This is a genomic window from Nitrospiraceae bacterium, from assembly GCA_020632595.1.
Taxonomy (GTDB): Bacteria; Nitrospirota; Nitrospiria; order Nitrospirales; family UBA8639; genus Nitrospira_E.
Genome location: JACKFF010000001.1, coordinates 77,731 through 100,643 on the forward strand (window position 1 = coordinate 77,731; position 22,913 = coordinate 100,643).

Genomic DNA, 22,913 nt, shown 5'->3' on the forward strand with positions numbered 1-22,913 from the left:
CCAACAGGTTTTGGGAACCAAAGCCGGGCCTTGCGTTCTTTCTCTAGGATAACCCAGCTGCAATGGGAATGCCTGGGAACATGGACAACGCCATACACTTTCCTCCCGCATGGTGATTTCTTGAAAAACCAGTTTTGCACCCAGGACTTGGGATGTTTTTCTTAAAATTACCACCTCTAGATACCCTACCCAAAAATCATATTTCCACATTGGGGACAGTGGCGCGAAATGCTACATCTGAGATGTTATCCATTTTCTAAATTCGCTGAAAAACCCTGAGTCCTGAGTGTTTTACTCTTTGAGCACAACCCTTGCTGTCATTTTTCTCTCAGGAGTAAAGATGAATATTTTTCGTCACTGGTATCGATGACCACAAGCATTCCCCCTTTGAATATCACCATAGCCCAACGGTTGAAAGAAGTGGCTGAACTTCTGCACAACCAGGGAAGCAATCCCTTTCGCGCTCAAGCCTATCAGCATGCCGCCCGGACACTCGAACAGTTAGAACAACCCGTCGACGAGCTGATCCGCACTAAGGGGGTTGAGGAACTGAAAACGCTTCCCGGTATCGGAGAAAGCCTGGCCCGTGCCATACGGGAACTAGTCCTCCGAGGAAGATTACCGATGCTCGAACGGTTAAGAGGTGAAGCAGAATCCGAAAGTCTCTTGGCCACGATTCCCGGAATCGGGAAAAAACTGGCCGCCCGTCTCCATCATGACTTGGAAATCGATACACTTGAAGAACTGGAAACGGCCGCTCATGACGGGCGGTTACGGCAGGCAGGCGGAATTGGAGAAAAACGCCTGGCCGGGATCATCGCCTGTTTAACCGAACGATTGGGACGCGTTCGAGCGACCGTTCATCAGGATACGCAAGACATCCCTTCCATCCAAGAACTGCTGGATGTCGATCGGGAATACCGGGACAAAGCCAAAGCCGGACTGCTGCATTGCGTGGCTCCACGCCGGTTTAATCCCACCCATGAAGCCTGGCTTCCCATCCTTCATACGCAACGCGGGAATCGGCATTACACGGCCTTATTTTCCAACACGGCCCGGGCGCATCAAAAAGGGAAAACCCGCGACTGGGTCGTACTGTTTTTCGACGATAGGGTGAAAGAGTCCCAATGTACGATCATCACCGCTGAATGGGGAATCCTGGAGGGGCGACGAATCGTGAGGGGCCGGGAAGGGGCATGCCTGCGCTATTATGAAAAGCAGACAGCCCCCGAACATGAGACTGCCACCTCATGACGATTTTGATAGGAAGGAAACACAACCGACATGCCATTGGTCGACATTCAACATCTTGTGTGTGAAATTCATGGAAAGACGATCCTTCAGGATCTCACTCTCCCTATTGAGGAACAGGAAATTCATGCCTTGTTAGGGGCCAATGGCTCCGGGAAAAGCACATTGGCCTATGTCTTAATGGGTTGCCAGGGCTTTGCTCCCACCAGCGGACTGATGACCTTCAAGGGGAAGGATCTTGGGCCTTTGCCGATGTTTGAACGAGCACGATTGGGCATGACCCTCGCGTGGCAGGAACCGGCTCGCTTCGAAGGCATGACCGTCTCTCAATACATCAGGATAGGAAAACCGGACATCGATCCCGCGCCGTATCTCACCAGGGTGGGACTCTCACCTGACACCTATGGGAACCGCTTGGTGGATACATCATTGAGCGGAGGCGAACGCAAACGTATTGAGCTGGCGTCCGTTCTGGCCATGAAACCTCTATTCGCCATTCTGGATGAACCCACTTCCGGGATCGACATGCTTTCGGTCCAGGACATGATGCATGTCATTCGTTCGTTTAAAGAGGGGGGCGCCTCCGTCCTGCTGATTACTCACCAGGAAACAATTGCCTTGATGGCCGATCACGCCTCGCAACTCTGTGGGGGACGGATTATTGCCTCGGGCAATCCTAAGGACATTGCCGACCAGTATAAAAAAGGTAGTTGCGTTCGATGTGATGGTGAACGCTGTATACCATTGACCATGGCCAGGTAGGACCCTATGCGCGAACTCAAAATTCTGACTGACACATTCCAATCGCTGGGCGGGGACCCTGAGGTTTTTCAGGATCGGCACATTGCCCATATGGCCGCCAGCGGCCATCAGCTGGTCAGTCAACGGGAAATTCCCGGCGTCACGATTGACGCGCAAGAAACGGGAGATCGCATTACCAACACCATCATCATTGAGAAGGGAAAGCACATAGACCTCCCGATTCATCTCTGTCTGGGCATTACCGAAAAAACCGGGATTCAACGCATTCAGACCAGGCTGGTTATTGAAGAAGGCGCGTCGGTTTCATTTGTCGCCCACTGTCTGTTCCCATTTGTGGAGTTTGGAGAACACCGCATGGATGCCACGATTGCGATTAAAGAAGGTGCGCATGTGCGATACCACGAAAATCATTACCAAGGAACGCATGGAGGCATGGTCGTTGTTCCCAAGGCCATTATTGCAGTCGGACCCGGCGCACAATATTTTTCCGATTTTTCTCTGGTGAAGGGCCGGGTCGGACAGTTGAACATCGATTACGTCGTGGAGGTGGCCACATCGGCTGTGGCGGAGCTTACCTCAAAAGTATTCGGACGAGGAAGCGACATCATTCACATCAAGGAAAAAATGATACTGGCCGGTGAGTATGCGAGGGGGCTCATTACAACGCGTGTAGCGTTAGAACATGACGCTCAGGGTGACATGACCGGCATCATGGAAGCGCATGCCAAAGGAGCCCGCGGGCATGTGGATTGTCGGGAAATTATCAAGGACCGTGCGATCGGCCGCGCCATTCCCATCGTAGAAGTGACGCATCCGGAGGCAAAAGTCACACATGAAGCCGCCATCGGAACGGTGGACAAAAAGGAGTTGGAAACCTTAATGGCGCATGGACTCGACCCGGAACAGGCCACGGAACTGATTGTCAGCGGCATGCTGCAATAAGTCTTCACTCTCTGTTCTGGAAACAGAGCATCAGGGAAAAAGCAGCTGGCAACGATCTCTTCAACAAAAGTTGCAGGTACACCCCTCAGAGAGCCATCCCCTCACATGCTATCGCTCTGCATGCCCTGCACCTCATGGCACCATACAGTGCCTGGCCGCATGCTCAAGAACCTGCTGGACATGCACCTCGACCTGTCTCAGGACCGACGGCGAGACCGCATAGCCGTCACTCTCATAGGTCAGAATTGGCATCCCCTGCTTAATACTGCAAGGCTTGAGGATCGCCTCCGAGATCCGGTATTGCAGACAATTGAATGGTCCCAGAAGGATAATGCCGTCATAACCTTCACTGGCGGCTTCAAGCCCCTTGCCCAAGGTCGGAATAATCTCGCCATAAATGGTCGGCGAAATATGCTCTGCCGCTTTCTCAAATAGGGAGGCGACATTATTGGCTCCTGCGACCAGCAATCCTGTTCGACGAAAAAGGCCACGGTAATAGTGCTCGGACCATTCTACGGTCTGGTGACCCAACCACTGCTGCAGATACTCCCTGCCATCGGGCTGCAGGATTCTTGTGCACGCCTTCGCCATGGCCAAACCTCCTGGTTTCATCCCCCACCCGTCGGCATTTCTTGTGATCCGGTCATAGGAGTCATAGAGCACGAGGTCACCCAGATCAACCGGCTTGAGAATAATGCCTTTTTGGTTATACCGGTCACGCACACCGTCCATAAAAAAAGGACTGAATCGGGTAAAAAAATCGCCCGTGACCACCACTCGCGGACAGGTCAAGGGATCCCGCTCACGTGGAAAGGCGGCAAGCCGATCGATCAATCCAGGGAGTCCGGCTTGAAATTGATCGAATGAGCGAGCAGCGTGTTTGAATCGCTGCCACTCGGCTTTGAGCTGGTCCACGCTTTCAGGTGTACCCACCACCCGCAGAACCTGCTCGATTTCCACGAGGATATCTGCCACATGCATCGTCGGTAATAAATGCTTCGGCAGGGATGCCAGATCTAACCCTCCGTAATTATTTTCCGGTCCGGGACTCAAGAGAAAAATGTCGGACAGTCGTTGTTCGGCAATAAACCTCTCAAAATACCCCATGTAGCAATCGGTCACGCAGGGGGCACCACCACGGATCATATAGAAGCCGGCAATTTCACCTGGACGACGGTGCTCAGCCACCTGAAGCAACTGCCCAATACAAATGGGCAGGGGTAGACACTCACGACCCGAGGTATGTTGAAGTCCCCGGTCAAGCTGGCTTCGATCCAGGGGAATAAGGTCGCCGACATGCAACCCTAACCACTGGGCCGACATGGCCGCAGCCTGGGTATGGTAGTCGGAGAAATTCGGGAAATAAATTTTTACCCGTGGATCGTCTAACCGCACCTGCTCTCCGTTCGAACGGGCAATATGCCCGCTGGACGTCAACCGGCATGGGATAAACGGTTTGCCCGAACTGGTTTGCGCTTCACGGTAGTTCTGGACGATGTCCAGGAAGGCCTCCAACCGTGTCTGCACGCCCGCATCCGCCGTGTGCGCATCGATTTCAAGAATCAGATAGGGCTTGGCGCCCATCTCGGAAGACAGCACGGAATGCGTGAAGGCATCGATGGTGCAACTAAAATTACTCACGCAGAGCAAAAACAGGTTCGGATATTTTTTGGTTACGGCCATCGCATTTAAAATCTGGTTTGCAAAATGCCATGACGTGGAACCGTCTTCAATAGACGCGAGACAATCGGCTGGAATCACGGGAACCCCCATACTGGATAATTTCTTTCCCACTGATTGAGACGCCTCCTGGGTAAATGCACTGTAGCTGTGCCCGGCGAGTAAAATCGCGGGCATTCCCGATGCCACCGCCTCGTTCAAGGCCGACTGACCAAGGTCCCGAAGGGCCTGCTCGCTTTCTCTCTGAACCCGGATAGCCGCTTCCCATGCCTGTTGAGCCAACTCACGCGGCATCTGCAAATCCTCGACAGCCATATCCACAAGGGCCACACACGCCTCATAGCCGTTCACAAAATCTAACACCGGCGAAAGAAAGCGAATATCGGAGAAGGCTTTAGACATAAAATACGGACAGGCTTGGGTGATCGGACACAAATAGCATTCCCGGCAGGCATTTTGATGAGGCATGCGCGTCACCTGAGGCAGAAAAACCAGATCCAACTTTTTTCGGGAGAGATCTAACACCGCGCCGTGGGCAATTTGTATGGGAAAGCAGAATCCCGCGTTCGACTTCAAATCGCCACGCGGGTCCACATCCGACAACACCACTTCCATCCCCAGGCTGGAGAAAAAGGTTGAATAGAGCGGATAGAGGGAATGCGTCATGAGTGCTCGTGGGATCCCGATCTGTTGCTTCTTTCCTTGCTCACCGGCGGTCACGGGGTGAGGGTGGCCGAGGGAGGCTTCCACAAGTGACTTCGCGCTATCGAAGGCACGCTTGACACCCCAGCCAATGTGATTTCCTCCTTCTTGGTTGGGAGTGGTGGACATAGGGGGTGGGACACTGGTGAAAATTAATTTGGCCCGCTTCTCGACCAGATCGGGAGCCGCAACGGTTCGGACCTTTCTTTTCCACACGCTTTCAAAAAGGCTGCAACGACCGCCGAAGGGAAACCGCCGGCCGGCGACGATAAACCGGTCGATACTGCAATACATGGCACACGCCCCGCAGGTAAACCGCCCGGCCAGCGTCATCTCTGGTTCGGCCAAGGCCAGCAGATTGGTTGCCGAGCCGAGTGCGCCACCGGACCTCTGAAGTGCGAGCAACCCGACCCCCAGGGCCCCGAGTAACTCAGGGCTGGGGGGAATGACGATATCGCGTCCGATACTATGGGCGAAGGCGTGGCCAATCGCATGGTTCAACGCGACGCCGCCCTGCAGAAACACTTTCTTTCCCACATAGCGCGGGCCCTTCACTCTATTGAGATAATTACTGACGATGGCATAGACCAATCCGGCCACAATGTTGTCACGTGGGTGCCCCCCCTGTTGCGCGATGCGAATATCAGAGTTGATGAAGGCGGCGCAGGTCGCCTTGAAATGGACCGGCGAAGGCGCGTCCAGGGCGATGTTCGAAATTTCCGACACCTTTATGCCCAGATCTCCGTGAGCACTCTCCTCGAGGAACGAGCCGGTTCCCGCCGAACAGGCGTTGTTCATGGCATAGTCGATGGGAACCCCGTTGCGCAGATAAATATATTTGGAATCCTGCCCACCGATTTCAAAAATCGTGTCCACACCGGCATCAAAATGGTTCGCCCCCGCAGCGTGAGCCGAGATTTCGTTGTAGACATATTCGGTGCCCAAATAGGCCCCGACAAGTTCTCGTGCTGACCCGGTCGTTCCCACGAGACCCACGGCACGATTGCCAAGTTGATCCACCAGGGCTTGAAGGCATTCACGAGTGGCCCGCACAGGATCTCCCTGTGTGCGCGCATAATGGGAAGCCACCACGCCATACGTGGCGGGATCCAACAGAATCGCCTTAGTAGTGGTCGATCCGGCATCGACTCCAAGGACCATCATGCCGTCGGGAGGCGCTTGATGTGGCAAGGCCGGAATAATTTTTACGCGATCGGCATAGCGATGAAGCGGCGGGAGATGGCCAAGGCTGGCCTGAGCCGAGATTTGAGGCGAGGTGTAAACCGGCTCATCCCGGGCGATCAATGCACTGCCCCAGGCTTCGAACCAGGGACTCTCCGGCAGCACGACAAAATCCGTGGCCGGAAGCTTTTCGCGCAACGCCGCCAGCATGGCCGCATTACGGGTCACCCCGCCGGTCAAGAGCACCCGTTTCGGCTCGTGCATTCCTTTTTCCAACAACGCAATCACCTTGTTGGACATACTGTCATGAAGCGTATGTAAAATATCTTCGGGGGTGGCCTCGTTCCGATTCAGCTTATGGGTGATATCCGATTTGCAGTGCACAGAGCAGCGAGAGGCCAGGGGCACAACTTTCCCGCTGAAAGAACGCTGGATTGCCTCGTCCGTTTCCAACCCCATCCGGCCGATCTGCTGCATAAAAAATTCCCCGCTTCCGGCCGCACATTTATTATGAGATAAGACATTGGTGATCTTTCCGTCCACGAGGAGATAGACCAGGAAGGATTCGCCCCCAAGACAGGCCACCGCATCAAACGCGCCTTCCACCTCACGAAGGGCTCGCTGGATAGCGGCCACTTCGGGAATATGCCCAAGCTGACCGGAGACGCCATAGTATTCCGCATCTGCGAACTCCGGGCTGGCGAGCAATTCCTCAAGCACCTGCAGGGGACGCCCTTGATGAGCCACCACCCTGGCATCCCTCGTATCGCCCCGGAGCACTGCCACCTTCACAGTCAGAGCACCGATGTTCACACCAATATAAGACATGGCAAAACCTCCCGAAACCAGAGAGTGGGTACATCCCTCAGCTCGCCACAGGGCCTGAAAGACTCATCATACGCTCTTTGCCGAAAAAGGCTTTTTCTCTTGGATGACATTATGAAGGCCAATCATCAAAATGAACGCTTCTCTTGCTGAACTCTTCACCTCCATTGAAGTGATCGATATCAGAGATGCAGCACTCCCTAAGGTCCTTGCTTCACAGAGAGGTCACAACACATTACTTTCAAAGAGGTGCAGGAAGGGAGCCAGAAAGGTCAAAAAACATCTTTTCGGAAAGATAGGGAGAAACAAGGGAGATTTGAGAGGACATGAGATCCACTCATACTCTAGTGACGCGTTTAGGGGCAGAAGATAAATGGCCCTGTAGTCAAATGCGACAGACCATCAAAGGTTTTTAGCAGAAAAGTTTACCCCCTGACGGCTTACGACTGTGCCGCTGGCCAAACAGAGAGGCTGGGTCTGTTGAAAAAAGCCGCCAGCGGCGTTCTCTCCTTTTTTCCGTGCTCACGTACTACGCGTACGCTCCGCGCGTAAAAACGGCTGCGGCCTTGCTGGACGGACTTTTTTGAACCGACCCGGAGCCTTTGATGAGTAACCTAATCCTGGGCAAATTTTTCCTTGAAAATCTTTATTATTCAACACTCCCAGGCTTGAATGGAGGGAGAGGCTTGTTGAAGAAAAGACCAAATTTTGCAATCGGAATTAACTAGTTGGGGAGAGTGGAATCCAGGCAGTCACTGTCGTGCCTTTGCCCTCTGAGGCTTTAACAACAAATTTACCTTGCACCACACGAATTCGTTCTTTCATGGCAATTAGCCCTAACCCGCGAGTGCCTCGCAAACCAGACTCAGGGATGAATCCTTTACCGTTATCCGTAATGACGAGTTGGAGGCCACCCTCTACCCCTTTCACCTCCACAGACACTTGAGACGCCTGCGCATGCTTCGCCACATTTCGTAAACATTCCTGCGTCACCCGATACACACACGACGCAATATCCTGAGGCAGAAACTGAGGGACATCCCGGGGTTGAAACGTGACCGCAATGTTCTCCCATTGAGAAAATTCTTGAATAGAGGACTTAAGGGCGACGACTAACCCCAAGTCATCCAAAATCGAAGGATGAAGCTGATAGGCCAGATGCAGGACGCTATCGGAAAGCGCAGACACTTGATCATTCAGATGATGAAGAGTCTTCTGCATCGGATCCGACTCCGGCAGGGACCTCTGAACAGAATCTATCTCGAGCGCGACCATGGCTAACCGTTGATTCATATCATCGTGCAGTTCACGGGAGAGACGGCGGCGCTCATCTTCTTGAGCAGAAATGAGTTGCGCACCAAGAGCCCGGAGCTCTTCCTGGCTCTGCTCAAGTTCCCGCTCTCTGCAATGAAGAGCCCGTTCTGTCTTCCTGCGTGCTGTGATATCCCGGACAATGCCGGTAAAAAAGATCTCTCCGTGCTTGTGCCAATATCCCAGAGACAGTTCCAGAGGGAATTCGCTGCCGTCCCGTCGAAGTCCCATCAGCTCAAACATCTCTCCCACAACGGTCTTTTTCCCCGCTCGCGAGGCCCGTAAAATTCCCTGTTGATGAGCCTGGCGAAACCGTTCAGGAATGATGCACTCTAAGGTCTGACCTTTCATCTCCTCCATCGAAAAGCCAAACAAGGTTTCCGCTCCTGTATTCCACAACATGACCTTCCCCTGACTATTCAAGGAAATGATACCCTCATCGGTTGATTGCACAATCGAATGTAACTGTTCCCGGCTTTCCCGAAGCGCCACCTCTGCCTGTTCACGTTGACTGATTTCGCGTTGTAAGGCTTGGTTGGACTTGCCCAATTCGAGGTTTAAGGTCATGGAAGCCATCGTGACAGTATGGTTCCGTCGTAAGGTGACAAACATCATTGTCAGGAAAAGGAGACACATGCCTCCCATGGCCATATGCCGTTCTTCATTCAGGAGAAAGAATTGAATGATGAGCGGGCTAATGGCCGGGAGAGCATAGGCCAGAAAAGCACCTTGCAAGGGCGCATGAACTGCGGTCGCCCCGGCAATCATGCCTCCTAACACAAAGGCCAAAAAAATCTGATGGGGAATGGAGCTTTCGGGAAAGAGTATGACACCGGTTACCCCCCAAAGAATGCCGGAGGCAAGGGTCGCGCCAAGAAATCTACGCCCCCATCGATGGGAATCCTGCGGATGTCGAGATGCATTGCGAAATTGATACCAGAGTAGAGTCCATGCCCCGTTGAGCAGGAACAGGCCGGTCAACCAGGTAAGCAACAGGTCATGGGAGATCACGTTCCATTGGATACCAGTCAGAATGGATCCATTGACCAGAGAGGCAATGATCCCAACGGGTGCAAGGGCATAGAGTTGTTCTATCTGCTGCCCATACAAGAGATCGTGCTCGTGTTTAGCCAACACGGACCCTCCACAAACTCTCCAGGGAACGTTTTGAGACCTTCTTCGGTTTCCAACGTCATAGTGACATCCGTGAGAATGATTCTGTGTCTGTACGAGAACAATGTTACTTTAAAACTCTTATTCATTAATCACAAGGCTCCTTCAATTATTTGCCTCCGACAGGTTAGAATAAGTGCTTTGGAGCGAACAGCAAAAGTAAACCCAACCCCAGCATGACCAATCCGCTGATCAGTTTAAGCCACCGGCCCTCCCGTGCTTGCAATTTACGATGGCTCAGGGTAACCACGGCGATCGTCACCATCACCGCATCATCGGCGACATAGGCCAGATTGTAGAGACCGAGATATCCGTAATACTCAAACGTGGTCAGACCCTGTTGGCTCAACACCTGAGTGAACATGGCCGGAAAGCCCGCCGTACACACAAACTCAACCATGTTCACTAGGGTGGCCAACACCAGAATGCCGATCATCGCCTGACCGACATGCTCGGCCGCTAAAATTTTTCGAATTCGGGCATAGAGCCCCGGCTTCACCGACTCGGGAATGGTAAGGGAAAGGCCTTGCCCAAAGGCCCAAAATTCCTTGACATTCAGCAGGCCAATGCCGACGGCCAACCCACCCATCAGCACTTGGATGATTCGCACATACCCGATGAACAGAAAGACATTCAGCCACGCCGCCATGAACGCAAAATACACCACTCCGCTGACCAGGACGAATGTGCCCGCCAGGAGAAACATCTTGCGCCGATCCCGAAGGTTGGCCAGCAACGCCAGAAGAAACAGCAAGACCCACATCGCACAAGGATTGAATCCATCAAGAAGTCCGAGAAAGAGTGTAAAAAGCGGTAGGCCGAGTTCTGGAAGAGTCCGGTCCCCCAAAAAAGGAACCTGAACACTCTTTCCCCCGGCATCGCTTTGACTGGATACCGGGGGACAGGGCATATCAGGTTCAACCGGACAGGCACCTTTAGAGGAAGTTCCCGCATCCGGCGGTGGACGCCCTAACAATTCTTCCAGTTGCTGCCCGGTTGTCTCGGCAGACTCAAAGCCGATCAACAACTCCCCTCCCCCATAGAACGCGGGCACACCCAGTGGTGTCATACCGAATTTCGCCGCCAAGGTCTTCAATCGAAGTAACGCCTGGGGATCTTCCCCAATATCGCGAACGTTTACAGTAAGTTTGGGATATTGTTGCTTCAGCCGGGTCAGGTAGCTTTTCGCCTTTTCGCAATGCGGGCATCCCTGGCGGACAAACACTTCAAGATCACTCTCAGCCTGATCCGGAAGCACGTCAGGCTTCCCTGACAGACCAAGCATCCCCACCACCACAAGTCCCACGCACAACAGAACGAAAGGCCATCTAAATTCCATCCAATGAGTTGGGCTCTGCTGCCCCCCTGGCTTTCGGAAGCGGAGGGAAAGAGGAACAAAATTAAAATTATTGAGTTTGGGGATTTTCATCTATGAGATAGACTCGATAAGTCAAGAAGGAATGCTAGATATTTCCCGCAGCTTTAGAAAAGGTTGATCCCTAGTCAACAAATTATTTATTGGAAATATAAATCTAGCACAGAAAAGGTTTGAGGTGACACATCCTAGGTGGCCTTTAGGCCCTGTACCCATTAGAACTGACCACACCAATAATCCGGCTCTGGCAATAAGACCGCATACAAGGCTTGAAAATTTGCCATCTTCCGGCCTATAGATTACTTATGACCCGTCCCAGGTTCACCTGTCGCAATACTCTACAACGACTTCGGGAAAACTATGATGAAAGACAACGAAAAGAGGAAAACACGACCAGGATGAAAATCGCTCGCGTGGAATATGCGGTGAAGGTCACGGAAGAGGATGGGACGATGGTATCGGTGAACAAAGAACGAATCCTGTCCGAACTGAATTCAATTGATCCCGAACATATCCAAAAGCTTCTTGAGCAAGAGGAACACGCAACAGAACAACCATCGTCTGAGCAAACTCCCATTCACTCTTCGTTAGTGGTGACCAACATCACAGAACTCCAACCCACCGGCGACGAGGACCAAATGTAGCCAGGTAGGTCTTCGGATGGTTCTTCAGTGAATTGTCCCGTTAATCTTGTTGAACCCAGCCCCTCGCACATATCTCGCAAGCCTTCATTCCTCGAATCAAACTTGGCTAGCCTTCAGGCCATGTGGATATTATTTTACCCCACCACATACAGCCATGAAATTTGACTGAGTTTTCAGACTTCGCTCAAGGCACAACATCTACGTTCTCGCCCATGTCTTGACCGACTCTGTCATCCTGAGCAGCGCGAAGGATCTCGCTCAGGCCACCCGATCAATCCTTGACAAAGCTTGTGCATTACTCAAGAATCCCCCCTCATCGAGGCCGACCTCTTTGTGTGGACGGGAGTTCCACGGTAACATTGAAATGCAACGATCATGTCGGTATTTTCAGAAAATACGATGGCGTGTTATAGAAATTGGCAGATCCGGCTCTTATGCGGATCCGCCTAAACATTGTTCAGCCGATCACGACTGAGAACGGATGTTATGAAGAAGCGCCTGTTCGTAGGGTCAGCGAGCGAGAGCTTGGACGTGGCGTATGCCGTGCAAGAAGAACTGGATCGTGCACTGGAGGTAACAGTCTGGACGCAGGGGATCTTTCAGCCCTCTCGCACGACAATGGAGTCCCTGACCGAGCAGCCGAAAAGGTTTGATGCTGCATTGTTCGTTTTCACACCAGACGACGCCGCCATCCTTCGAGGCCTGCCCAAATGTGTTGTGCGGGACAACGTGATCTTTGAGCTTGGGCTATTCGTGGGAGTACTGGGCAGACACCAGACATTCATTCTTCTCCCGAGGGACATAGGCGACCTGCATCTTCCTTCAGATCTGGCGGTTATTACGCCGCTCGACTACAACCATCAGCGTGCTGATGGCAACCTCCTCGCAGCTGTGGGGCCAGCATGCAACAAGATCAAGAAGGCTCTCATCCCAGGCTATGGCAATACAGTGGGTACGGGCGGACACGACGCGCAGTCATTGGAACGACTCCTGGTGAGTCAGCCCTATAGACTCGTGTTCAATCCCACAATGAAGGCGTCGAAGCGTATCGTCTTCGGTCCGGACGGGGTCATTGTGGAAGGCAACAACCGAAACGAGCACAAGTGGCGACTGTTTAGGAAGAAGCTGGAATTGTTGAAATTGGACGGGAGAGTGCACAGCCGCTTTGAGTATGATGCAGACTCCGACCAATGGAAGCACACGAATGAGAGCGACACTCTTTCGATTAAAGGCCAGTACATCGAACCTGAGCGATAGGCGTCACAAAATGCAGTCTGAGGGGGGTCAGGTCCTCCAAACATCTATATTTTAATTCGGGACCATCGGAACTGGTCCGGGTCGACTCCCATGCCTGCTTCCCCTGCGCAAGACTGACTTGTATCCCAAGAAGGAACCGGCAACTTCTTGATATCTTTTTGTGCCGGGGTTCGTTCCCGCAGAACAGAACATGGCACCGATACCATCTCTTCTCAATGATTCAATTGCTCCTTGCTTCACTAGGCTCCTTTGGCCCTGTGGCGAGGCCACCGAATTCCAATTATGGGTCTGATCTTCTAAGACGAATCGGCAACACAAAACTTCGATAGATACCACGGCTAGAGAACCCGACTTACACACCTTCCCAAAGTCCGACGCCTGCTGACAGGCTCAAGGAACGGACGCTCTGGTGATTCAGCAGACCTTGTCTGAGCCCTTCGCCAGGACTCAGGACAGGCTCCCCGAGTTGGTCGCCTCTTAAGGCTCGCGTCTGTCCCATCTAATGAAACCTGTCTGGGCGTCACTGGCTTTGGCCACTTTTGCCGGAACAAAAATGGCTCGTTCGCCGGGGCGAAACCCGGCAATACCAATTACCACTTGGACACTAAAGGTGGTTCAACTTATGTCCCATGTTCCAACAGTTGAGGAAGGTGATAAACCAAGATGGATTCCCCAAAACACGTGTCGGGAAAGACAGAGAAGACACTACGTTTGTGAAATGGCTTTTTTTTCCACGCTGAGGCGGGGAAGACGGGCACTCAGTTCAAACAGACTATTCGGCAGTGAGTATATTGCCATGGAAATTAGAGCCACCCATTCGCAGGCATCTGTCTCACCCTTCTTGTCAGGGTAGTCGAAGTGGGGTATTCTTCCACTATGCCCAGTGAACAACTGTTATCCCGCATCACGATTGATCCTCAGATTTGTCACGGCAAACCCTGCATCCGTGGGCTGCGGTATCCGGTCGATTGGTTATTGGAACTCATGAGCAGCGGCATGTCGAATAAGCAAATCTTAGGCGACTATTCGGACTTGGAGGAGGCTGATCTTCAAGCCGCCTGTGCGTTCGGGGCACGACTAGCGCGTGTACAACGAATTGAGCCGGTGGTGGGGTGAAATTCCTTGTCGATGCGCAACTACCCCAATACCTCGCTAAAGAATTGACGCGGGCCGGTTACGACACACTCCATACCCTAGACCTTCCACACGGGAACCATACGCGGGACGAAGAGTTGGCCGCCCTTGCCACTCGCGAGGATCGCATCCTGATTACCAAGGATAGTGACTTCGTCACCACCTTTCATCTCCAACACAGTCCACCCAAGCTCTTACTGGTTTCCACCGGCAATATTGATAATGCAGCCCTCCTGCAACTGTTCCTCACAAATCTTGTTCACCTGGAACGCGCGCTCATCGAAAATGATTTCGTGGAACTAGGCCGAACGGCACTCACTATCCACGGATAAAGGAGGCGGGGTCAGGACTTGCAAACATACATCTTTCAAATCACGACCATCTGAGCTGGTCCAACCGGGTTGGCTCCCATGCCTTCTTCCCAGGGGAAGGATAACTGATATCCCAAAAATGAACCGGCGCATTCGTGATATCTTTTTGTGCCGGAGTTCGCCCCGGCAGGCGAGGTCCTTTTGTTTCGGCAAAAGGACCCAAAACCATGGTGGCCGTGGCGTGGCCCTTCGGGTGCCCTGCGCCGTGGAGCCGACTTCGGCGGCGCGCAAACTCGCGGAGCCTGTCCTGAGTTTTTTCGAAGGGCTCAAACAATGCGCGCCTTCACCCGAACTCGGCTCCACGACTTGGCCTCGCCACAAGGCCACGGGATTCTGTGTTGCTCTAATCTTCTGGAACGAACCTCAGCAACATCAAAACTTCGATAGATACCACGGCTAGAAAACCCGACTTACACACCTTCCCAAGGTCTGGCGCCTTCCGCCCGGCCCGGACGCTCAGATCATCCGGCGGGCCTTGTGTGAGCGCAGCGAGTTGGACCGCCCTCCAAAAGGTCGCGTTTACTCATACAAATGAGGCCGGATAGGGAATCAGTGGTTTTGGCCACTTTTGCCGAAACAAAAGGACCTCGCCTGCCGGGGCGAAACCCGGCAATACCAATCATCATGTAGACACCATAGTTTGGAATACTAGGGCACAGTCTTGCATCTGTCACCAGGCATTGATTGAAAAACCCAAGATAGATTCCCAATAAAAAAAGTTGGGAATGACGGAGGGAAAAGTAGAGGGATTCGTCGGGTTATGTCGTTTTGAGGAGTCGTGTTGTTTTGGGAAGGAACCGTCTGAACTTGAGGCTTTCGATAATGAGATTAGAGATCCTCAGAATGCAGCCCGGTAGTTTTGGCAATTCGAGCCAATATTTTTGGTCCTAGAGTTTCGCCATCATGAAACGCAAACACGACGTTTGGCCATCCTTCCCGTGTGAGGATTTATGCGACCCGGTTTGACGTTTGATGCGCCACCCGAGCCTGAGAAGTGCCGCCAGCACCCGTTTTGCTGACGTCGATGCCCATTGACTCATGCGCCAACAAAAGAGACGTTCATCAATTCGTCCGGCGCTACCTCACCGTGATCTAATCGGTCAGCTAACACACGCAAAGCCAAGGCCTGCACGGCTACCAATGCGTATTCCCTGGTTGACACGTAGGCGATCACCCCCGACAGGGCAGCAATCTCACCAATCCATCGCCCGTCATCTTCCTGCTCAAGTTCAATTTTGAAGGATTCTACATTCGACATGGGGTTCTCCTCCTTATGACATCACTTCGGATATTATCACACTGCCCTTCTTCAGGTAGTGGGAAACTTTCCTCGGGATGAGGAAATTTGAACAAGGCCGGAACTGTAAGAACGAGATTCCAATTATGGTCTGATCTTCTGATACGAATCGCGCCAACACCAAAGCTGCTCCTGCGGCTTTGGAACGTGGTATGCGCACAAGCCCAACTTTATGGCGGGGTTAGTGGTTAGGATCTCCCCCGCCGCTTCATGCTACGTACCCTTTGCCCTTTTTTGGAACACTCCCCACCAACCGGTTAGGGAAACGCGCCTCATCTTGGCAACCCTTCCGCCCACGTATGCCTCTCCTAACTAACTAGTTTCTTAGAACTTTTCCGCGTATCTCCATACAGGCATTTCTTTTGCTCGTCTTAAATCAAAGATGGAATGGTTGGCCCTGTGCTAACGACCCAAAAGGGGTAGCGATGAAAAAGCGAGTGCATAAAATTCTGACCGGATGAAGGGAAGGCGGCTTTTTGTGCAGGGCAAAAGATTGTCGAAATATTTTCTAATCTGGTTTCTTATCATGGGAGTGAACGCAGGATGGACTCCTTCTGTTCGGGCAGAATTCGAGGTGGATTTCTATGGGGGTTTGGCCAAGACGGAGAATGGTCAAGTGGAAGGGCAGGTGCGAAATGTGCCATTTTCAGGGAGTCCCGTCACTACTTCCAAAGATCTCAAGGAGGATGCGAAATTCAAAAATGCCTTGACGGTAGGGGGACGCGTGACCTACTGGACGAAGACCATTCCCTGGCTAGGCGTGGCGTTTGATGGCTCGTATTTTAAGGCTGACGCCAAAAACGCCAATATTGAGATTCCCGTTTATGGGTTCTCCCTCTTGATGATGATGCGGTATCCCTTATTCCCGAATGAACAGTTTCCTCAGGGAAGGTTAGAGCCCTACTTTGGGGTCGGTCCCGAATTCGGTTTTTCTAAAAGCACTGTTGAGTTCGAAAACGATGGTGGCAAAACCAAGATTAAGGAAAACATGGATGGTTTTGGTGTTGATGTACGAGGGGGCATGTTGTGGCGTCTACATCGACATTGGGGGATCTTTACCGAATATCGATTTACGTATTTAGATATAAACGATAAGTCAATTCCCAGGGATTATAGTCGTCAGAATGAGGAGGGCACCATAAATTTTGAAAATCTGGGAGCCAAACTGACCACACATTATTTCCTGGTGGGTATTTCCTTTCGCTTTTAGTGATTGAAAGGCTATCCTTGATAGCGACCCTATGAACCTAAATAAGCCTACCCAGAGAAGTAGTTGGGGTCAGGACTTGCACGCATACATCTTTCAAGTCGAGACCATCTGAGCTGGTCCGGCCGGAGCGGCTCCCATGTCTGCTTCCCTGGGCAAGACTGACTTGTATCCAAAGTAGGAACCGGCGCCTACTTGCTATCTTTTTGTGCCGGGGTTCGTCCCGGCAGCCGAGGTCCTTTTGTTTCGGCAAAAGGACCCAAAACCATGGTGGCCGAGGCGTGGCCCTTCGGGTCCCCTGCGCCGTGCAGCCGACTCCGGCGGGGCGCAAACTCGCGGAGTCTACCCTGAGCCATGTCGAAGGGCTCAAACAATGCGCGCCTTCCTCCGCAGTCGGCTACACGACTTGGCCTCGCCACAAGGCCACGGGATTCAGTGTTACTCTAATCTCCTAAGAAAAATCGCGCCAACACCAAAGCTGCTCCTGCAGCTTTGGAACGTGGTATGTGAAAATTCACTTTCCCTTTCCCTCTTTGCCTTATCCGACGCCTGCTGACAGGCTCCAGGGACGGACGCTCTGGTGATTCAGCAGACCTTGTTTGAGCGCCGCGAGTTGGTCTGCTCTCCTAAGGCTCGCGTCCGTCCCATCTAATGAAGCCTGTCTGGGCGTCACTGGTTTTGGCCACTTTTGCCGAAACAAAAGTGGCTCGTTCGCCGGGGCGAAACCCGGCAATACCAATAACCACTTGGACACTACAGTTGGCTCAACACATACCCCATGTTCCAACAGATATTGAAGGGAGCAAAACAAAATGGATTCCCAAAAAAGAATGTGGGAAATGACGGGGGAGGAATGAGCGGAGAAGCCAGAAGTTCACGCAATCCACCGGCGTTACACACCCTTTAGGTAGGTGCATCTGCGCACAAATGCTTCTCAAGGAACTCTCTCACTCGCACCTCATATCGAGGTCCCTCCAGCCCATGGGCAAAGCCATGGTCAGCCCCCCGGACAATCCAGAGCGCTGTCTTTTCGGGATCGGCGTTGGCGTAAATGGTCCGCGAATGCTCAAGAGGGATCTGCGATTCGGCATCCCCATGGATAATCAGCAAAGGGGTGTTAAGATTCCGCACGACTTCGGACGGGACCGCATCATTGACTCGTACACCCAGGAAGAGCCGGGCATAGAATTTTGTCAGTGCGACAAGCGGCCATTTCGTGAAGCCCGGAAAGAAGAAAAACTGCCGGGCAATGAGTCCTTCCAGAGTGCCATAGGGACTATCGGCCACAATGGCTTTGACATCGGGATGCCGAGCCATGATGAAGGCTGATGCGCTCATGGAAAACCCCAGCGCCCCGATTCGTTCCGGATTCACATCGCCCCGGCTTTTGACATACTCAACGGCGGCATGGACATCACGGGTTTCTAATAGACCCGCCGTGGTATAGGCACCATCACTCTCACCGAAATACCGGAAGTCAAACAGGAGAAGATGAAAGCGGGGATGCAGGAAGAGCGCATGCCGAAGGATATTGGCTTTATCAAAAGGATAGCCATGGCCCACCAGGACAGTCCCGCACGTATTCCATGCCATCCCTCCTTGGCGCCATGATTCCCGTGCTGCAGAGGCTGTGGGAATAAACCACCCTCTCAGGGTTAACCCATCAGAGGTGGGGAATGAAACCGATTCGTAGTCCAACCCGTAGCGCTTGGGGTCATCATCCGTTTGAAATCTTGGCGGATGCACACCCAGCAGAAAATTGAACAATGGCAAGACAACTATAAGCCCAAGGATCCAATACAGCAATTTCCAGCTCACAGGATTCTCCTCAGGGCCAAGAAAAGCTCTTTATTCAAGGATGACATATAAAGGAACCAGGAACATTTTCGAAACCGTGACGGGATTGGGCTTATTTCGTGACCCGGAGAATTTGCAAGATTTAAAGCTCACAAACCGGCTGATCAGCAAATGCCTAGGAGTCTGTCGGACTTAGGGGATCGAAAGCGAAAAAGCGGCTGAGCGAGGCCAGATTGTGACGATTTCGCAGGCCCATAGTGGGACTATGGGCCAAGAAAGCGGTGGAATATGGACCGCTGAGACACTTTTGCAACCGATTCTTCCTACGTCCGACAGGCTCCTAGAGAGCAATATGACGGACGGTTACGTTCTCGGCTCTGGCGGCCTGAAGCAGCTGACTATCGGAAGACACAAGTAGGGAGGGCTCGCCGACCAATTGCTGAAGCTGGAGGACGGAAGCAAGATGGATCGCATCCAGAGTCCTGAGTGGGTGTCGTTCAATAAGCTTGGCAGACAACATAATAATTTCTTCATCGAGCTGGACTCGAACGAACGCCGGCCAATCACGTTTAAAGAGATCTATGACTGTACGATAATGCCCTGCAGGAAGAAATCGCTCTCGCACACGGCGTCGCAAAGCGGAAAAGATTTCAGAATACGTGATCATGGAGGTGGCGTGAGGCAAATCTTGAGTTCGAAGGGCAAGCACTTCCTCACTTCCCACCTCAGCGAGGAATTGCTTCACCAGCGCGCTCGTATCCCAATAGATCACGTCGCGCGCTCACGGTCCTCGATCACCGCTTGAGCCGCGGAAGGCCCCTTGTAGGGTACAGGCTTGAGTCGCGTGGCCAATTTACGTGAAGGGAGACAGATCTTACCCTGTGCAGCCAATTGGGCCAGCCGCCCTTCCCGGGTCAAGACCAGTTGATCTGAGGTGATGTGGTGAATCACCGCAACAGGTTGTCCCCTATCGGTCACGATCACCTCCTCCCCTTTTTGGGTCAGGCGCAAGTAGTGGGTGAGACGGTTCTTCAGCTCTTTAATGCCGACTGTACTCATAAAATCAATCCCATCGTGCTGAACTCGATTTTGTAGCTACCGTAGCCACTTCTTAAAGATACCCTATACACCCAGTCTATTCAATAGCGAAATTGTGATTCTCCCACTTCTGCACAACTCTCATTCTTTGATTGCGAAGGGCACACTACCAAGAAAAGGGAAATAGGCGGTCCAAATAAAGGTGGTTGACAGGAATCATCTCAGCGTGCAAAACCTAATAGGCTATTGGCTGGCAGTGGATTTTGAAGTCATTCAAAGTTCTCCGACCATTGCTTGTCCTCAAGAAACTCCTGACCCATGCAGAACATCGGGATACCCTGGAGCGGTCAGACAAATGCGGGTCGCCACACGGGCGCGGCTGCCCGCAAACCACGATCGGGAGTTGACCCTATCCTCGACGGACAGGGATTACCCCGTTCACCATTTTCAATTTGAAATTTCCCACCAGCATTTTGCTCATTGTGCCTCAAAAAAGTATGCGTCTTATCCCCTAAGAGACCATTCCCTTATCCAAAGACTTCTGTAAGGCGACCTGTGTAGAAATTTGCCCCACAAATTTTCTGGGTGCGTCTCCTAGGCATTCCTTAATTCACGAATTCCCACCCTAGCGAAATTTTTATTGAATGGCTCTTATTGCGGAAAAACGGAAGCGGGTCATGGAATTGATTGCCTTATACTGAAAGGCAATCAATTGGCACCATTATTGCGGAATCAATTTTACAGAATCGCTTGGAGAATTTTTTCAATTTTTTTTTAATACCATGTGACTATTGGCATCATGTTAAAAAGGACATCCTCAGGAGTCACTTATGAACACGTTCAATAAGTTACGACAGGACATGATTGATCAGCAGTTAGTGGCTCGTGGCCTCCACGACCAAAGGGTGCTTCATGCCATCAACGCCGTCCCTCGTGAGGAATTCTTCGCCACAGACCTTGTTGAATTTGCCTATCGTGACTCGCCACTACCGATCGAAGCCAGCCAGACCATTTCTCAACCCTACATCGTGGCGTTGATGACTGCTGCGCTTGAATTACAACCGGAAGACCGCGTGTTGGAAATCGGGACGGGTTCCGGATATGCCGCGGCGATATTGGGGGAAATTGCTCAAGAAGTCTATACCATCGAACGACATAAAATACTCGTGGACACCGCACGCACACGCCTCGCGGAACTGGGTTATCGCAACATTCAGGTCCTGTATGGAGACGGAACCCTGGGATGGCCGGAACATGCCCCCTATGATGCCATTGTTGTCACCGCAGGCGGACCCGAAGTACCTCAACCCCTGAAAGACCAGTTGGCCATCGGTGGCCGTCTCGTGATCCCCGTGGGCTCGACCCTGCGCACACAAAAACTCATCCGGCTTCGACGCATAAGCGAGCATGAATATCAGGAAGAGGATATGGGCGGTGTACGTTTTGTCCCACTGATTGGCGCGGCTGGCTGGGAAGACGAAGCTGGGCATACACCCGCCAGGGAGGATTTCGAAGCAAGCCTACCCGAGTTGATTGGGCAATCGAGTGAACACTTTGCCAGCATTAAACATGTGAAGCTGGATCACCTCATGAACCGCATCGGTGATAGTCGCCTGATCTTGCTGGGTGAGGCCTCGCATGGCACCGCCGAGTTCTATGATATGCGTGCGCGAATCACGCGGGAATTAATTGAACAGAAGGGCGTGAATGTTATTGCGGTAGAAGCCGACTGGCCTGATGCAGCCTCTATCGATCATTATATTCATGGTTCCTCGCCCGATCCGTTCCTGAAAAGTCAGCCATTTTCCCGCTTCCCTACCTGGATGTGGGCTAATCATTCTGTCCTGAATTTCCTTTCCTGGTTAAAAGCCCATAATGACACCATTAAAGATCCTCATCAGCAGGTGGGTTTTTACGGATTGGATCTGTACAGCTTGTACAGCTCCATTGAAGTCGTCCTGGATTATCTGGAAAAAGTGGACCCGAAAACAGCAGAAGTGGCGCGGGTTCGCTATGGTTGCCTGATGCCATGGGCCAGTGATCCCGCAATGTATGGCCGCGTCACCATGACCAGACAGTACCGGGAATGCGAGCATGAAGTCCTGGCGATGCTGAAGGATTTGCACAAGAAGCGCATGGAATATTCCCGGGCAGACGGAGAACGCTTTTTCAACGCCGAACAAAATGCACGCCTGGTAAGTAATGCCGAACGCTATTATCGTACGATGTACTTTGCCGAAAATAGCTCCTGGAACCAGCGTGACCAGCACATGTTTGAAACCTTGCAGTCTGTTCTGGACTTCAGAGGCCCGGATGCCAAGGCCGTGATCTGGGAACATAATTCACATGTCGGTGACGCACGGGCCACGGAGATGAGTGCTCGTGGTGAGTTCAATGTCGGGCAACTGGTGCGGCAGGCATATGGCGATGCGGCCTATCTGATTGGCTTTGGCACCGACCATGGTACCGTTGCCGCGGCATCAGAATGGGGTGGCCCGATGGAAATCAAGCAGGTTCGTCCATCGCATCCAGACAGTTATGAATATCTGTGTCATGAAGTGAAGGCCGACAACTTTCTCCTACCTCTCAGGGAACCACTCAAGAACATCACCCGCGAAAAACTTCTGCAAGAAAGACTGGAACGCGCGATTGGGGTGATTTATCGGCCCGAAACCGAGTTGCAGAGCCATTATTTTTATGCTTCATTACCACACCAATTTGACGAATATATCTGGTTTGATGAGACGCGAGCTGTTGAAGCACTCACCAGAGAGACGACTAAAGATATGCCGGATACCTTCCCCTTTGGATTGTAATTGTTAGGGAAAGACTACCCAACCATGCTACAATGAGCCCCTCATCCCGGTTGGTACGATCATGCAGGGCTGTCCCTTAAACATCGCTGTGCACACACATTCTTCCTCCAACAACACTCTTCCCTTTTACCGTTTGAAAAGTTCAGCAG

At 52.2% G+C, this 22,913-nt stretch carries 18 protein-coding genes; 10 read left to right on the forward strand and 8 right to left on the reverse strand.

What is annotated here, in order from left to right; genetic code table 11:
- The first annotated feature begins 366 nt into the window (after positions 1-366).
- The 3 genes from H6750_00370 (at position 367) to H6750_00380 (ending at position 2,955) form a co-directional block, all read left to right on the forward strand.
- On the forward strand, positions 367-1,254 hold the full coding sequence (locus tag H6750_00370) for a DNA-binding protein (protein ID MCB9772764.1): 888 nt from the start codon (positions 367-369) through the stop codon (positions 1,252-1,254).
- A 30-nt stretch (positions 1,255-1,284) separates the two neighbouring features.
- The gene (locus H6750_00375) at positions 1,285-2,013 is read left to right on the forward strand and encodes an ATP-binding cassette domain-containing protein (protein MCB9772765.1); all 729 of its coding nucleotides are present in this window, start codon (positions 1,285-1,287) and stop codon (positions 2,011-2,013) included.
- Between the two features lie 90 nt (positions 2,014-2,103).
- Entirely contained in the window at positions 2,104-2,955 is an 852-nt protein-coding gene (locus H6750_00380; GenBank protein ID MCB9772766.1) for a SufD family Fe-S cluster assembly protein, read from the forward strand.
- Positions 2,956-3,087: 132 nt separating this feature from the next.
- On the opposite strand, the gene H6750_00385 is transcribed toward H6750_00380, so the two are convergent.
- On the reverse strand, positions 3,088-7,347 hold the full coding sequence (locus H6750_00385) for a hypothetical protein (GenBank protein MCB9772767.1): 4,260 nt from the start codon (positions 7,345-7,347) through the stop codon (positions 3,088-3,090).
- Between the two features lie 130 nt (positions 7,348-7,477).
- Here H6750_00385 and H6750_00390 point away from each other — a divergent pair, with 130 nt between their 5' ends.
- On the forward strand, positions 7,478-7,717 hold the full coding sequence (locus H6750_00390; protein ID MCB9772768.1) for a hypothetical protein: 240 nt from the start codon (positions 7,478-7,480) through the stop codon (positions 7,715-7,717).
- Positions 7,718-8,064: 347 nt separating this feature from the next.
- On the opposite strand, the gene H6750_00395 is transcribed toward H6750_00390, so the two are convergent.
- Positions 8,065-9,792 carry a PAS domain S-box protein gene (locus H6750_00395; GenBank protein ID MCB9772769.1) on the reverse strand — a complete coding sequence of 576 codons (1,728 nt, stop codon included), beginning with the start codon at positions 9,790-9,792 and terminating at the stop codon, positions 8,065-8,067.
- Between the two features lie 163 nt (positions 9,793-9,955).
- Positions 9,956-11,167 carry a glutaredoxin family protein gene (locus H6750_00400; protein ID MCB9772770.1) on the reverse strand — a complete coding sequence of 404 codons (1,212 nt, stop codon included), beginning with the start codon at positions 11,165-11,167 and terminating at the stop codon, positions 9,956-9,958.
- A 434-nt stretch (positions 11,168-11,601) separates the two neighbouring features.
- Between H6750_00400 and H6750_00405 the strand changes: the two genes are divergently transcribed.
- Both H6750_00405 and H6750_00410 read left to right on the forward strand, forming a co-directional pair.
- Positions 11,602-11,847: a hypothetical protein gene (locus H6750_00405; protein ID MCB9772771.1), complete on the forward strand. Its 246-nt coding sequence runs from the start codon at positions 11,602-11,604 to the stop codon at positions 11,845-11,847.
- A gap of 531 nt (positions 11,848-12,378) precedes the next feature.
- Entirely contained in the window at positions 12,379-13,104 is a 726-nt protein-coding gene (locus H6750_00410) for a nucleotide-binding protein (protein ID MCB9772772.1), read from the forward strand.
- Between the two features lie 352 nt (positions 13,105-13,456).
- On the opposite strand, the gene H6750_00415 is transcribed toward H6750_00410, so the two are convergent.
- Positions 13,457-13,603 carry a hypothetical protein gene (locus tag H6750_00415; protein MCB9772773.1) on the reverse strand — a complete coding sequence of 49 codons (147 nt, stop codon included), beginning with the start codon at positions 13,601-13,603 and terminating at the stop codon, positions 13,457-13,459.
- Between the two features lie 377 nt (positions 13,604-13,980).
- Between H6750_00415 and H6750_00420 the strand changes: the two genes are divergently transcribed.
- Together H6750_00420 and H6750_00425 are read left to right on the forward strand one after the other, a co-directional pair.
- Complete coding sequence (locus tag H6750_00420) at positions 13,981-14,220, forward strand: DUF433 domain-containing protein (GenBank protein MCB9772774.1); 240 nt, start codon at positions 13,981-13,983, stop codon at positions 14,218-14,220.
- Entirely contained in the window at positions 14,217-14,570 is a 354-nt protein-coding gene (locus H6750_00425; GenBank protein ID MCB9772775.1) for a DUF5615 family PIN-like protein, read from the forward strand. Before H6750_00420 ends, H6750_00425 begins: the two co-directional genes overlap by 4 nt.
- A gap of 1,075 nt (positions 14,571-15,645) precedes the next feature.
- Here H6750_00425 and H6750_00430 read toward each other — a convergent pair.
- A complete protein-coding gene (locus H6750_00430; protein ID MCB9772776.1) occupies positions 15,646-15,867 on the reverse strand; it encodes a type II toxin-antitoxin system HicB family antitoxin in 222 nt (73 codons plus the stop codon).
- A gap of 565 nt (positions 15,868-16,432) precedes the next feature.
- On the opposite strand from H6750_00430, the gene H6750_00435 reads away from it, so the two are divergent.
- Positions 16,433-17,116 carry an outer membrane beta-barrel protein gene (locus H6750_00435; GenBank protein ID MCB9772777.1) on the forward strand — a complete coding sequence of 228 codons (684 nt, stop codon included), beginning with the start codon at positions 16,433-16,435 and terminating at the stop codon, positions 17,114-17,116.
- Between the two features lie 900 nt (positions 17,117-18,016).
- Here H6750_00435 and H6750_00440 read toward each other — a convergent pair.
- The 3 genes from H6750_00440 to H6750_00450 form a co-directional block, all read right to left on the reverse strand.
- Entirely contained in the window at positions 18,017-18,931 is a 915-nt protein-coding gene (locus tag H6750_00440; protein ID MCB9772778.1) for a prolyl oligopeptidase family serine peptidase, read from the reverse strand.
- A 319-nt stretch (positions 18,932-19,250) separates the two neighbouring features.
- Positions 19,251-19,682, reverse strand: coding sequence for a type II toxin-antitoxin system VapC family toxin (locus H6750_00445; GenBank protein MCB9772779.1), 432 nt, complete (start codon positions 19,680-19,682; stop codon positions 19,251-19,253).
- Entirely contained in the window at positions 19,679-19,969 is a 291-nt protein-coding gene (locus H6750_00450; protein MCB9772780.1) for a type II toxin-antitoxin system prevent-host-death family antitoxin, read from the reverse strand. Before H6750_00450 ends, H6750_00445 begins: the two co-directional genes overlap by 4 nt.
- 809 nt (positions 19,970-20,778) lie before the next feature.
- Between H6750_00450 and H6750_00455 the strand changes: the two genes are divergently transcribed.
- On the forward strand, positions 20,779-22,764 hold the full coding sequence (locus H6750_00455) for a protein-L-isoaspartate(D-aspartate) O-methyltransferase (GenBank protein ID MCB9772781.1): 1,986 nt from the start codon (positions 20,779-20,781) through the stop codon (positions 22,762-22,764).
- Positions 22,765-22,913: the final 149 nt, after the last annotated feature.